The following is a 12,793-nucleotide window of genomic DNA, read 5'->3' as shown; positions in this document are numbered from 1 at the left end:
ATCCAGTCAGGCGCAAGCCGCTATCAAAACAGTGTGGGAATCCAGAGGTTCAATGCCAGGCCGGCGATCAGCAGCCAGGCAAACAGCGCCAGGGCCAGAATCAGCGGCCGGGTGCCGGCAGCACGCACCGCGCGGATATGGGTGGTCAGGCCCAGAGCGGCCATGGCCAGGGCCAGCAGCGCGTTGTCGAGTTGAATGCCGACGCTGACCGCTTCCTTGGGAAGCACGCCCAGGGAGTTGACGCCGGCCATGGCCACGAAGCCCACGGCAAACCAGGGAATGGTGATCCGGTTGCCGGGCTGGCCGTCGTTCACGCCCAGGGCCCGTTCGCTGCGTGTCAGCCACATGGACAGCACCAGCAGGAAGGGCGCCAGCATCATCACGCGCACCATCTTGGCGATCACGGCCGTATCGGCGGCTTGGCTGCCTATGGCTTCGCCGGCGGCCACGACCTGGGCCACCTCATGCACGGTGGAGCCGACGAAAACGCCGTACTGCTGCATGCTGGTGTCTATCCAGCCGTACTCGGCATTCCAGTGGAACAGCGCCGGGTAGAGAAAAGTGCCTATGGTGCCGAACACCACCACGGTGGCCACGGCCACGGCCACGTCCTCGGCACGGCCCTTGACCACGGGTTCGGTGGCCAGCACGGCGGCAGCGCCGCAGATGGAGGCGCCTGCCCCCACCAGCATGGTGGTGCGCTTGTCCATGCCCAGCAGCTTCTGGCCTATCCACTGCGCCAGCAAAAAGGTGCTGGACAGCACCAGCGCATCGATCACCACGCCGGCCATGCCGACCTGGCCGATGTCCTGGAAGGTCAGGCGCAGACCGTAGAGCACGATGCCGGTGCGCAGCAGGCGGGCCTTGGTGAAGGCGATGCCGCTGGCACACTGGCTGGCGATGGCCGGATAGATGGTGTTGCCGATCAGCAGACCGATGATGATGGCCAGCGTCAACGCGCTCAGGCCGTTGTTCCTGATGGCCGGAAACAGCGCGGCCCAGGTGGCGACGGCAGCGATGGCACCTGCCAGCAGCAGGCCGGGAATCATCCCGCCGGTTTTGTGCATCCAGCCTTGCGAGGGTGCGGAGTTTTTCAGTGTTGTAGTGTTCATCGTGACCTTTCGCAGCAGGCAAGACAACAGGTCTGATTGCCGGCATGGAGATCACTTTAGATTTCTTGGTTATATTTGTATAACTAATAGTTTTTGTAAGATCAACCTATAAAACAGGTAGATTGGGCTTTCTGGCGCCTGCAATTCGACTCAATCATTGACGACATGAGTCGCTGATGGAATGGCCGGGCTGTCCGTTTTCTGCCGGCAGGCATGGGCTACCGGCGAGCCTGCTGTCATCGATACGAATATACGAATCATCGTCATGCTGCACCTCACCTTGCGTCAGTTCGAGATCTTCTGCGCCGTGGCCCAAAGCGGTACCACGGTGGCGGCCGCAGAGGCCGTGGCGCTTTCGCAGTCGGCCACCAGTGCCGCGCTGCAGCAGCTGGAGCAAGGCCTGGGCGTGCAGCTGTTCGAGCGCGTGGGCAAGCGTCTGGTGCTCAACGATGCGGGCCGCGCGCTGCTGCCCCAGGCCCTGGGCGTGCTGGAGCAAGCCAGAGGCATAGAGCAGACGTTTTCCGCGCGTGCGGCCAATATGCCGGTGCGCCTGCGCGTGGCGGCCAGCACCACCATCGGCACCTATGCGCTGCCCGAAGTGCTGGCGCGTCTGGCACGCTCGCATCCGCTGGTGCGCGTGGACCTGCAGATCGCCAATACCCAGGAAGTGGGCGAAGCCGTGCTGGCCATGGAGGTCGACATGGGCCTGATCGAGGGCAGCAGCCATTGGCAGGGGCTGGAGGTCGAGCCCTGGCTGCGCGACGAACTGGTCATCGTGGCATCGCCGCAGGACCCGCTGGCCGAGCAGGCGCGCAGCAAGCCGCTGGGCGTGGCGGCGCTGCGCAAGGCGGCATGGCTGCTGCGCGAGGCGGGTTCGGGCACGCGCGAGATGGTCGAGCATGCGCTGCTGCCACATCTGCATCAGTTGCCTGCGGCTGCCACGCTGGGCAGCTCCGAGGCCATTGCACGCTGTGTCGAGCAGGGGCTGGGCATCAGCTGTCTGTCGCGCGTGCTGGTGCAGTCACAGCTGCAGGCTCGTGCGCTGGAGATTCTGCCCACCACCTTGCCGCGCATGTGGCGCAACTTCTCTCTGGTGCAGCGCGCCGGAAAGCGCCGCTCGCCCGCGCTGCAGGCCTTTGTCGATGCCTGCAAGGCCAGCGAACCGGCGCTGAGCGAGCCATCGTGTCCATCCAATGTCAAACACGCTGTAGCGCATGAATGACAGACGTCGACAGCTATGGTTTTCTTAACAATGATTTGCTTGCGACACCGGTTTTTGCCCCTATATTGGGTAGACAAGTCGGGCGCGCGCTGCGCGGCACCGGCTTTCTCAAGCAGGGAGGAACACCATGAAAACCATCGATGAAATGCTGCACCTGGACCTGCTCACTCACGAACAGCACTTGCAGATCAGCCACTGGATCGACGATGCGCAGTCCCCCGAGGCCATTTTGCAGATGCCTGCCGGACTCTGGCAGGCCGTGGAGCGCGCCAGCCAGGCCATGGGCGTGAACGAGGATTTGCTGCGCCCGCCGGCGCTGGACGCGGGTGGCCTGACTTTCAGTCAGTAAGTCGCCGGGCTGGGTCTCAGTCAAAACTACCTCAAACGCAGGCTGCACAAGCGCAGCCTGCTCTGATTTCTATTTCAACGGGATAGCCGTGCCCTGGGGCACGGCCACGGCGGTGACGCTGTTCTGCGGAGAGCCCTCGATCACCCGGTCCGAGTAGGTCATATAGATCAGGGCATTGCGCTTGGCATCGACCATGCGCACCACACGAAGGCGCTTGAACAGCAGCGAGGTGCGCTCGGTAAACACTTCTTCCTGCTGCCTGAGCGGCGCGGGGAACTGGATATTGCCCGTGGCCTGGCAGGAGATAGACGCTTCCGAGCGATCCTCGGCCAGGCCCAGGCCGCCCTTGATGCCGCCGGTCTTGGCACGCGAGACATAGCAGGTCACGCCCGGCACCTTGGGGTCGTCATAGGCATCGACCACGATCTTGTGATCCGGGCCAATCCACTTGAAGACGGTGTCCACGGCGCCTATCTGCTCGGCATGGCTCATGCCGACAAAGGCCATGGTTCCTACGGCGGCGGTCGCAACGGCCAGAGCGGCGGAGAGCAATTTCATGGTGGTGCGCATACAGTGAATTAAGGGTTAACCCTTGTTTTTAACAGGGCATTGTGTCCCGGGCAAGGGATTGGCAGCCGGCCTTAGGACAATACCGGCTGCTGCAGAGCTTTCTGTATTGCATCACGGTTTGTCCCGGCCTGCTGGCGGGCACCGGCAGCTGAGACGCTGCCACAGGCATGACACAGCGCATGCCGGTCTTGCTAACTCCCTCTTTGATCTGCGACGGCCCTCGGGCGGTGGCTCCATGCAAGCGCCGCATCCACCGGATGTGGCTGTTATCTATGTCGGTTAACGTTTCCGCGCCCGGTCTGAGCGCTTCCTCCCTGTTGTTGATGGCACTGGCCTGTGGCCTGTGTGCGGGCGGCAACTATTTCAACCAGCCACTGCTGCACTCGATTGCCGGTCATTTCTCGGTCAGTGAGTCGGCGGCTGCGACCAGCGTGACGCTGGCCCAGGTGGCCTATGCGGCAGGTCTTTTGCTGCTGGCCCCGCTGGGCGACAAGCTGCAGCGCCGCGGCCTGGCCGTGAGCCTGATGTTGCTGGCTGCCCTGGGGCAGGCGCTATGCGGCCTGGCGGACCAGTTCGATCAGTTTCTGCTGGGCACGCTGATGGCCGGTCTGTTCTCGGTTGCAGCCCAGGTGCTGGTGCCCATGGCGGCGGCCCTGGCCCAGCCGGGGCAAAGCGGGCGGGCCGTGGGCTGGGTCATGAGCGGTCTGCTGCTGGGCATTCTGCTGGCGCGCAGCGTGGCCGGCATGGTCTCGGAGGCCTGGGGCTGGCAAGCCGTCTACCAGGGCGCTGCGCTGGTGATGGCCGTGGTCGCGCTGTGGCTGTGGAAGGCGCTGCCGGCATCGCGCAACCCCAGTCCTGTCAGTTATCCACAGGTGCTGAGAAGCATGTGGCATCTGCTGCGCAGTCAGCCGGGTCTGCGCCAGCGTACCCTGGTCAGCGCGCTGGCGTTCGCCTCGGTCAGCGTGCTGTTCTCGACCATGGCGCTGCAGCTCTCCAGCGGTCCCCTGGGCCTGGATGACGGGCAGATAGGCTTGATCGGTCTGGCTGGCGCGGCCGGTGCCTTGGTGGCCACGCAGGCCGGGCGTCTGGTGGACAAGGGCCTGGGCCGCGTGAGCTGCGCCATCGGGGCGCTGGCCCTGCTGCTGTCCTGGCCGTTGCTATGGGTGGGCGGAGCGCATCTGGGCTGGTTCGTGCTGGGCATGGTGGTGATCGATCTGGGCCTGCAATGCCTGAACATCACCAACCAGGCCACGGTGGCCCAGCTCCTGCCCGCGGCGCGCGGCCGCATGAATGCCGTCTATATGACGGGCTATTTCACGGGCGCGGCGGCGGGCTCGGCGCTGGGGACTCTCGCCTGGCGCATCAATGGCTGGCAGGGTGCCTGCGCCCTGGGCCTGGCCCTGGCGCTGCTGGCCTGCCTGGGCACTTTCAGAATGCGCAAGACCCACGGGCTTGTGGCCGCTTAAAGATCCCAGCGCAGGGAGGCGCTAAAGCTTCTCTGCGGATAGGGATGGAAGTTCCAGTACCTGGCATTGTTGGCGTTGTCTATGCCGAAGGCTGCCGATAGCTGCCTGTCGATCTGATAGCGGGCCCGCAGATCGACGCTGAAATACTGGCTGGCACCCATATAGGTGTCGGCATGGACATCGCTGTTGTCGAGATTCGAGTACTGGCGTCCGCTGTAGCGCGCGGCCACCGTCAGGGCCCAGCGTTCATCGGGCTTGTAGGTGGCCCAGGCCGTGGCGCGCCAGCGTGGCACGCGCGGCTGCCATTTGCCGACGCTGGCCGGATTGGCGGCATTGGCCGTGATGCGCGAATTGGCCCAGGTCAGGCTGCCGCCCAGGTCCAGCCCGCGAATCCACACCGACTGCGCCGAGTAAGCCAGCTCCAGCCCCGAGGTACGAACCTGATCCACGTTCTGCACCGCAGAGATGGTGGTGCCGGGAATCAGCTGGCTGTAGAGCGCATCGCGCGTGCGCTCGTGGAACCAGGTCGCGCGCAGCAGGCCGTTACCCAGGTCTTGCTCGGCCGTCAGCTCGCCCGTCCAGGACTTTTCGGGTTTCAGATTCGGGTCGTTGATGAAGGACAGCGTGCCGCCCGAAGTCGCGCCATACAGCTCGCCCACGGTGGGAAAGCGCACGGCACGGCCTAGCGAGGCCTTGAGCGTGGTGTTGCGGGCCAGCTGGTAGGCCAGCGCGGCCTTGGGCGAGAAATGCGATTCGCTGCGCTGGGCGTAACTCAGCTGGCTGCTGGTCGTGGCGGTGCGGCCCTGGCTGGCCGTCCAGTCCTCCCAGCGCAGACCCAGCACGGCCTTCCAGTCCCTGGCCAACTGCCAGCTGTCCTGTGCCCAGGCATAGCGGGTCTCGGCCCTGCCGCCGACCTGGCTGACGACAGCCTGCTCGTTGGCCGGGCCGGACTGCCAGTCGCCCAGCACGTTGTATTTGCTGATGTTGAGCTTGTAGGCATCGCGGCCCAGGCCGAAGTCCACGATATGTGCGCCTTTCATTCCCTGCGGCCGCCATGTGCCCTTGGCGGCCAGCGTGTTCCAGCCCGTGCTGTCCTGATCCTGCAGCGTGCCCTTGCCGCCCAGACTGGCAGCCGGCTGGGCCACGGTGGGAACACGCTGCTGATCCTTGCCGTAGTCATAGAGGCTGGCGCTGAGCTCCCAGTCGAACTCGCCCTGGGTATGGCTTTTGAGCGAGACGCCATGCATGGTGTGTGTCTGCTGGTCCTGGCTCAGGCCGAAGGCGGTGTCGGCCAGCTTGTAGGTCTTGCCGTCGATATTGATGTTGCCGCTATAGACCGGCTGGCCGTCGGGCCCGCGCAGATAGGTCTCGGAGCTGCCTCTGGCGCTGTTCTGCCACCAGCCCAGGGTGTAGCTGGCGCGCAGCGTGGGCGTGATGTCATAGGCCAGCTTGATCTTGGCGTGATCCTGCCGGGTGCGGTACTGCGTGCCCGCGCCCAGGATGTACCAGGGCTGGTTGGTGGTGTTGAGCCCGGCAATGGCACCGGTCACGGGCGTGCCGGCACCGCCCGCCACGCCGGCGGACTGCAGCACGGTGGGGAAGGTCATGGGCTGGCCCTGGCTGTCGCTGCGGCTCAGATTGATCCAGTACGACCAGTCGCCGCTTCTGCTGCCGATGGAGGCGCTGGTATTCCAGCTGCGGTAATGGCCGCTGCTGCCCAGCACGTCGGCACTCTGGTGGGCATAGCCGGCGGCCACATGGGCTTCGAGCTTGTCGGGCATGCGCGTCACATAGTCCACCACGGCGCCGGCGGAATTGCCGGGGTAGGCGGCGGAGAACGGGCCGTACATGACATCGACGCGTTCGATCTCCTCGGGCGTCACCAGGCCCCAGCGCGGCGCATAGTTGCTGCCGTTGGCAATGCCATTGCCCAGATAGTTGGACAGCAGAATGCCGTCGGCATAGACGGCCGAGCGAGCGCTATTGCCCGTGCCCGAGGCCCGCGTGGAGAGGATGGCGTGGTTGTAGTCGCCGATATAGCGCTTGCGCACCAGCAGGCTGGGCAGATATTTGAGCGCGTCCTCGCTGTCGGTGGCATTGATGCGCGTCTCTATCTCCTCGCGCGTGATGCCTTCGATGGTGGTCGGAATCTGCGTGGGCAGCGAGCTGGGCTGGCCGCCGTTGACGGTGACCACGCCCAGGGTCTTGGAGCGCTCAGGCAGGTCGGCGGAATCGGTCGAGGTCTGGGCCAGGCACGGCCATGCGATACCACTGACCACCAGCGGCAGAAAAATCTGTTTCATGAATGCTTACCTTGGGACGTGGTCGTCCCTATGAATCTGATAGCGGCCGGCGCAGATCGGAACTGCGCTAGAGCCCGAAATGGTTCAGAGGTAAGCGGGAGGCGGTCCGCGCGCAGGCAGAGGAGCGGCGGTGATGGCGGCGATGCGCGCCCGCTGCACGGGCTGCAGCGCATGCCACAGCGGCGACTCGGTAGGCGGCGGCAGCTGCAGCGCGGGCGGAGGCGGTGCTGCATGGGGCAGGCACATGGGGCAATCGAGGTGACCCGCACCCAGGGCACTGCCGCCGTCTTCGCCCTTGACGATCAGCTTGACCGCGCCGGTGCTGGTGCAGATCAGCTCAAACCCCTGAGACTGGATCAGCGGAGCGGCTGCCGCCACCCCCATGGACAGTGCCAGCCATGCCAGCACGCACCGGCCCAGCAGGCAGGTGGCTATGCGGCGAAGCTGTTGCAAGGTCATGGGTGGGCTGGGCGTTGCGAATAGGCGTCCGGATCATACGTCGTCTGCTGGCGCAGAGCATGCGTGAAAACCGCCGCGCAAGCCCTGCCGCAGGTGCAAAGTGCTGTGACTTCAAATACAAAACCCGGCGCAAGGCCGGGTCGGTATGGAGGTGCCGAGGGTTCATGCACGGCTCCTGGGCTGGAGTATAGGCACTCGCTCAAGCGAGAGATGGCAAGCAAGAGCCTGGCCGGCCGCGCCGCCTCGCGGCGAGGCCGTCGTCCCCCTCAGGGGGAAGGCGCGTCAGCGCCTCAGGGGGTCACTGTCCATTCACATGCTTGCGCAGATGCTCCAGCGCTTCCTCCACCTGATCCACCAGCACCAGACACAGGTCGCCGGGTTGCAGGCGGGCCAGGGCATGGTCGATGGCGAGAAACTCGCCATGGATCTCTGTGCTGTAGCTGGTGCGCGGAGCGCCTTCCAGGCCCTTTTTCAGCAGGGCCAGGACTTCTCCATCCACGCGGCCACGCTGGCAGGCGTCCTGATAGAGCACCACATCATCGAACACCTTGCCCAGGATCTGGGTCTGTTCGGTGATGTCCTGGTCGCGGCGATCGCCGGCGCCCGAGATCACCACGCTGCGGCGTTTGGCGGGCATGGCTTCCACGGCCTGCGACAGCGCGCGGATGGCGTCGGGGTTGTGGCCGTAGTCGGCAATGATGGTGGCGCCCTTGTAATCCATCACATTGAAGCGGGCAGGGGCGTTGTCGCTGTCGTTGAGGAAGCCGGCCAGACCGCGACGGATGGTCTGCCAGGGCAGGCCTGCGGCCCATGCGGCGCCGATGGAGGCCATGACGTTTTCCACCTGGAAGGTGATGGTGCCGTTACGGGTCAGTGGAATGTCGCGCAGCGCGATGCTCTCGCGCCAGGAACCTTCTGCGGCCACGATGGCGTCGCCATCGACATAGACCACGCGGCTGCCCTGGGCACGGTGCGTGGCCATGACGGGGTGGTGGCGGTCGGCGGCAAAGAAGATGACCTTGCCGGGGCAGACATGGGCCATGGCCGCGACCAGTGGATCGGCGGCATTGAGCACGGCATAGCCGGTGGAAGCCACGTTCTGCACGATGACGCGCTTGAGAACGCTGACATCTTCCTTGGTGGTGATGAAGTTCAGGCCCAGGTGGTCGCCTTCGCCCACATTGGTGACCACGGCGACCTGGCAGCGGTCAAAGCCCAGGCCTTCACGCAAGATGCCGCCGCGTGCGCATTCCAGCACGGCCGCATCGGTCTCGGGGTGGGCCAGGGCGTTGCGCGCACTCTTGGGGCCGGAGCAGTCGCCGCTGTCGATCTGGCGGCCGTTGACGTACACGCCATCGGTGTTGGTCATGGCAGTGCGCCAGCCATGCGAGGTGAACAGGTGAGCGATCACGCGCGTGGTCGTGGTCTTGCCGTTGGTGCCGGTGACGGCGACCAGGGGGATGCGGCCGTCGTCGCCGGGCGCGAACAGCTCGTCCACCATGGGCACGCCCACATTGCGGGGACGGCCGAAGGAGGGCGCCAGGTGCATGCGCAGGCCGGGGGCGGCGTTGACTTCCACGATGCCGCCACTTTGCTCTTCCAGAGGCTTGAGCATGGTTTCGCAGACCACGTCCACGCCGCAGATATGCAGGCCTATGGTCTGTGCGGCCTCGATGGCGCGCGCGGCGATTTCGGGATGCACATCATCGGTCACATCGGTGGCGCTGCCGCCGGTGGACAGATTGGCGTTGTTGCGCAGCACCACGCGCTGGCCCTGGGCGGGCACGCTGTCAGGCGTCAGGCCTTCGCTGGCGATGCGGGCGATGGCGATATCGTCCAGCCGCACCTTGGTCAGTGCCGTGCCGTGGCCGGAGCCGCGGCGCGGGTCCTGGTTGACGATGTTCACCAGCTCGCGGATGGTGTGCTGGCCGTCCCCCAGCACCTGGGGAGGCTCGCGGCGGGCGGCAGCGACCAGCTGGCCGCCGACGACCAGCATGCGGAAGTCATGGCCGGGCAAAAAGCGCTCGACGAGGATCTCGTCGCCAAATTCGCTGGCGGTCTTGTAAGCGGCCTCCAGGCCTTCGCGGGTGGTGATGTTCACCACCACGCCCTTGCCCTGGTTGCCGTCCTGGGGTTTGACCACCACGGGAAGACCCACTTCCTGGGCCACGGCCCAGGCGTCTTCCACGTCGGTGACGGGACGGCCCATGGGCACAGGCACGCCGGCTGCATGCAGCAGGCGCTTGGTCAGATCCTTGTCCTGCGCAATGGATTCGGCCACGGCGCTGGTGGAGTCGATCTCGGCGGCCTGGAAGCGGCGCGCACGCGAACCCCAGCCCAACTGCACCAGCGAGCCGGTGGTCAGGCGACGGAAGGGAATGCCGCGTGCCACGGCGGCATCGACGATGGCGCCGGTCGAGGGGCCGATACGGTCGTCCTCGTCCAGCTCGCGCAGCTCGGCAATCGTGGCGTCGGCGTCGAAGGGCGTGTCGTTCAATGCCGCCTGAATCAGGGCTTCGGCACGCTCCATGGCCAGCTTGCCCACGGATTCTTCGGTGTACTCGACCACTACCTGGAAGGTGCCGTGCTCCACGGTCTCGTGGGTGCGGCTGAAGGTGACGGGGCAGCCAGCCTGGGCCTGCAGCGACAGGGCGGCAACTTCCAGCACATGGGCCAGCGACAGGCGCTGGTCTGCGCCATGCGGCTGCAGCGTACCGATGGTGGGGAAACGCGCGCGCAGCTTTTCTTCAAAGCCGGGCATGGCGGTGTACAGCAGCTCGCTGTCTTCGCAGTGCACGATGGCTTCGATGGCGGTGCTGCGGGTCCAGAGGTTGGGGCCGCGCAAGGCTCGGTTGCGAGTGATCTGCATAGTGTTTCTTTCAGCTGAATTTCAAGCTTTTTCTTGGTCTGACGCTTGTGAGGAAAGCGTCAGCAGCTATATCTGTTGAAGCGTTTTATGGGGCAATCAAGCCTGGTATTCAAAGGTCTTGATGCCGGCGCCGATCAGCTCGGGTGTGATGTCCAGCGCCCAGGCGGAGGCAATCGCAGCCAGCAGCGCGCTGGTGTCGGGGCGCTTGCCGCCGGCCAGGGACAGCGCTTCCAGCGTGCCCAGCACACGTTCCTGCGTGCCTGTGGCCAGCACCACGTTGCTGCCCTTGAGGAAGACGGCGCGGCCGCCTTCATGACGGGCTTCGGTGTTGGCGCGGTGGGCGGCGACAAATTCATTGTCGGCGCCGGTGGCGTACAGAATGACTTCGCCGTCGCAGAGCTCGGCCAGATCGGCCACTTCGGGCAGGTCGGCGTTGAGCACGCCCGCGCCTTCGTCCAGCACCACGTCGATCTGGGTGCGCATCACGCGGCGCATCTGGCCGGGCTCCAGCACATCGTGATCGGCAAGCTGCTCGTAGCCGTCCATGTCGGTGACCACGCCGACCAGGCAGCGGTCGTAGGCCAGGCCTTCTTCCAGGATGGAGCGGGCCGTGGTCTGGATGACGGCGGCTTCGGCCAGACGGTTGGTCAGCAGACGATGGGCTCCGGCCCAGTTGGCGGTATTGGTCTTTTGCGTATGGCGATTGGCGAGGAACATGCCTTCGCTGCTGGCCACGCCGGTCAGCTTGCCCGACAGCTGCAGCAGCCAGCCGACCAGGCGCGAAATGAAGGCGTTGTTGCGTGTGCCCACAATGCCGACCACGGGGATGCGACCCGCGCCGGCACCGTCTTCGCGGGGGAAGAGATGGTCGGCAATCGCCATGCCCACGGGGCGCGGTGCGCCGCTGGTGGGCTTGAGGTGCATCAACAGGCCAGGGCCGGCGTTGACTTCCAGAATAGCTCCCTGGCCCTGCATGGGCTTGGAGACATCCTTGAGGATCATGTCCATGCCGGCAATGTCCAGGCCGACGATCTTGGCGGCCAGCACGGCGTAGTAAGCCACGTCGGGGTGCACATCGTCGAGGCAGTCAATGGCCATATTGCCGTTGCGCTGCAGCAGCACGCCCTGACCCTGGGGAATCACGCTGTCGGGCGTCACATGCTGACGATTGAGCTCCAGCTTGACGGCACCGGCTTCCAGATTGATCCAGTCCAGCGGGTATTCCTGCTCGGGGCCGCGGCGCGGGTCCTGGTTCAGCACTTCCACCAGCTCGCGCAGCGTGGCATTGCCATTGCCGTAGACGGAAACCGTCTCGCCCTTGGTCGCGGCCACCACCTTGCCGCCCACGACCAGCAGGCGGTGCTCCACGCCGTCGATGAATTTTTCGACGATCACGTCCGAGCCTTCGGGCTGGGCCAGTGCAAACGCGGCCTTGATGTCTGCTTCCTTGGACAGCTCCAGGGTCACGCCACGGGCATGGTTGCCGTCCGAGGGCTTGACGGTCACGGGAAAGCCGATGTCCTGCGCCACTTCCCAGGCTTCTTCGGGCGATGCCACGATCTGGCCTTCGGGCACGGGCACGCCGCAGGCGGCCAGCAGGCGCTTGGTGAAGTCCTTGTCCTGGGCAATGCCTTCGGCGATGGCGCTGGTCTGGTCGGACTCTGCGGTCCAGATGCGGCGCTGTGCCGCGCCATAACCGAGCTGCACCAGGTTGCCGTCGTTGAGGCGGATATGGGGAATGCGGCGCTCGCTGGCGGCATCGACGATGCAGCCGGTCGAGGGGCCCAGGTAGCGGTCGTTGATGGCCGTCTTGATGGCATGCACGGCGGGCTTGAGGTCGAACGGCTCGTCATTGATGGCCGCCATCAGCAGCTTGTGCCCATATTCCAGCGCCACGCGGGCCACGGCCTCCTCGGGGCAGCGGAACACCATGCGGTACACGCCGCGCCTGGAAATTTCGCGGGTCTGACCGAACTCGGCGGGCATGCCGGCCAGGTTCAGCAGCTCGATGATGACATGCTCCATCACATGACCCATCCAGGTGCCGCCTTCCAGGCGCTGGATGAAGCCGCCGCGTTCACCGACGCCGCAGGTGTGCTCGATCAGATCGGGCAGCCAGCTGGTCAGGCGCTCGTTGAGGCCGGGGATCTTGTTGGACGGATAGTCTTCCAGCTCTCCCAGATCCAGCCAGACCTCCAGTACCGGGCGGTAGGTCCAGACACTGGGGCCACGCAGGAAAGTTGTGCGCAAGAGTTGGATGTCGTTGAATTTCGCCATGTTGATCAGCGGATAGGAATGAGGAGAGCAGGTTTTCTTAAACTCCTGCCCCTGATAGGTTGGCATTGTGCGCCCAGAATCTGCATTGTGAAGCTTGTCAGCCTAAATGCAGGTTCGCGCGTTAACCAGGATATATCGGACGTCAGGCGCAGCCATATTCACCATG

Annotated in this window: 9 protein-coding genes; 3 read left to right on the top strand and 6 right to left on the bottom strand. The window is 65.1% G+C overall.

What is annotated here, in order from left to right; translation table 11 throughout:
- Positions 1-23: 23 nt before the first annotated feature.
- A complete protein-coding gene (locus JAO85_RS09080; RefSeq protein WP_202787919.1) occupies positions 24-1,112 on the bottom strand; it encodes a YeiH family protein in 1,089 nt (362 codons plus the stop codon).
- Between the two features lie 265 nt (positions 1,113-1,377).
- On the opposite strand from JAO85_RS09080, the gene JAO85_RS09075 reads away from it, so the two are divergent.
- Complete coding sequence (locus JAO85_RS09075; protein WP_202787978.1) at positions 1,378-2,334, top strand: LysR family transcriptional regulator; 957 nt, start codon at positions 1,378-1,380, stop codon at positions 2,332-2,334.
- A 127-nt stretch (positions 2,335-2,461) separates the two neighbouring features.
- Complete coding sequence (locus JAO85_RS09070) at positions 2,462-2,683, top strand: hypothetical protein (RefSeq protein ID WP_003058848.1); 222 nt, start codon at positions 2,462-2,464, stop codon at positions 2,681-2,683.
- Between the two features lie 69 nt (positions 2,684-2,752).
- Here the strand turns inward: JAO85_RS09070 and JAO85_RS09065 are convergent, their stop codons facing one another.
- Complete coding sequence (locus tag JAO85_RS09065; protein WP_012836984.1) at positions 2,753-3,253, bottom strand: CreA family protein; 501 nt, start codon at positions 3,251-3,253, stop codon at positions 2,753-2,755.
- A 272-nt stretch (positions 3,254-3,525) separates the two neighbouring features.
- Between JAO85_RS09065 and JAO85_RS09060 the strand changes: the two genes are divergently transcribed.
- Positions 3,526-4,719, top strand: a complete 1,194-nt coding sequence (locus JAO85_RS09060; protein ID WP_087864165.1) for an MFS transporter — start codon at positions 3,526-3,528, stop codon at positions 4,717-4,719.
- On the opposite strand, the gene JAO85_RS09055 is transcribed toward JAO85_RS09060, so the two are convergent.
- From JAO85_RS09055 to cphA (JAO85_RS09040), 4 genes are all read right to left on the bottom strand, one after another.
- Positions 4,716-7,022 (bottom strand): TonB-dependent receptor, encoded by a 2,307-nt coding sequence (locus JAO85_RS09055; RefSeq protein ID WP_202787918.1) that lies wholly within the window; start codon positions 7,020-7,022, stop codon positions 4,716-4,718. The two genes, JAO85_RS09060 and JAO85_RS09055, sit on opposite strands and share 4 nt — an antisense overlap.
- An 84-nt stretch (positions 7,023-7,106) precedes the next feature.
- Positions 7,107-7,481, bottom strand: coding sequence for a DUF2946 family protein (locus JAO85_RS09050; RefSeq protein ID WP_202787917.1), 375 nt, complete (start codon positions 7,479-7,481; stop codon positions 7,107-7,109).
- A gap of 298 nt (positions 7,482-7,779) precedes the next feature.
- A complete protein-coding gene (gene cphA / locus JAO85_RS09045; protein ID WP_003061870.1) occupies positions 7,780-10,350 on the bottom strand; it encodes a cyanophycin synthetase in 2,571 nt (856 codons plus the stop codon).
- A 96-nt stretch (positions 10,351-10,446) separates the two neighbouring features.
- Positions 10,447-12,627 (bottom strand): cyanophycin synthetase, encoded by a 2,181-nt coding sequence (cphA, locus tag JAO85_RS09040; protein WP_087866060.1) that lies wholly within the window; start codon positions 12,625-12,627, stop codon positions 10,447-10,449.
- Positions 12,628-12,793 lie beyond the last annotated feature (166 nt).

This window comes from Comamonas sp. NyZ500 (assembly GCF_016772095.1).
Lineage (GTDB): Bacteria > Pseudomonadota > Gammaproteobacteria > Burkholderiales > Burkholderiaceae_C > Comamonas > Comamonas thiooxydans.
This window is presented reverse-complemented; position numbering and strand designations above follow the sequence as displayed.

Bases quoted from the DNA above. Each gene is read 5' to 3' on its own strand.
- cphA (WP_087866060.1), bottom strand. From the start codon at position 12,627: ATGGCGAAATTCAACGACATCCAACTCTTGCGCACAACTTTCCTGCGT.
- JAO85_RS09065 (WP_012836984.1), bottom strand. From the start codon at position 3,253: ATGCGCACCACCATGAAATTGCTCTCCGCCGCTCTGGCCGTTGCGACC.
- JAO85_RS09075 (WP_202787978.1), top strand. From the start codon at position 1,378: ATGCTGCACCTCACCTTGCGTCAGTTCGAGATCTTCTGCGCCGTGGCC.
- cphA (WP_003061870.1), bottom strand. From the start codon at position 10,350: ATGCAGATCACTCGCAACCGAGCCTTGCGCGGCCCCAACCTCTGGACC.
- JAO85_RS09050 (WP_202787917.1), bottom strand. From the start codon at position 7,481: ATGACCTTGCAACAGCTTCGCCGCATAGCCACCTGCCTGCTGGGCCGG.
- JAO85_RS09070 (WP_003058848.1), top strand. From the start codon at position 2,462: ATGAAAACCATCGATGAAATGCTGCACCTGGACCTGCTCACTCACGAA.
- JAO85_RS09055 (WP_202787918.1), bottom strand. From the start codon at position 7,022: ATGAAACAGATTTTTCTGCCGCTGGTGGTCAGTGGTATCGCATGGCCG.
- JAO85_RS09060 (WP_087864165.1), top strand. From the start codon at position 3,526: ATGTCGGTTAACGTTTCCGCGCCCGGTCTGAGCGCTTCCTCCCTGTTG.
- JAO85_RS09080 (WP_202787919.1), bottom strand. From the start codon at position 1,112: ATGAACACTACAACACTGAAAAACTCCGCACCCTCGCAAGGCTGGATG.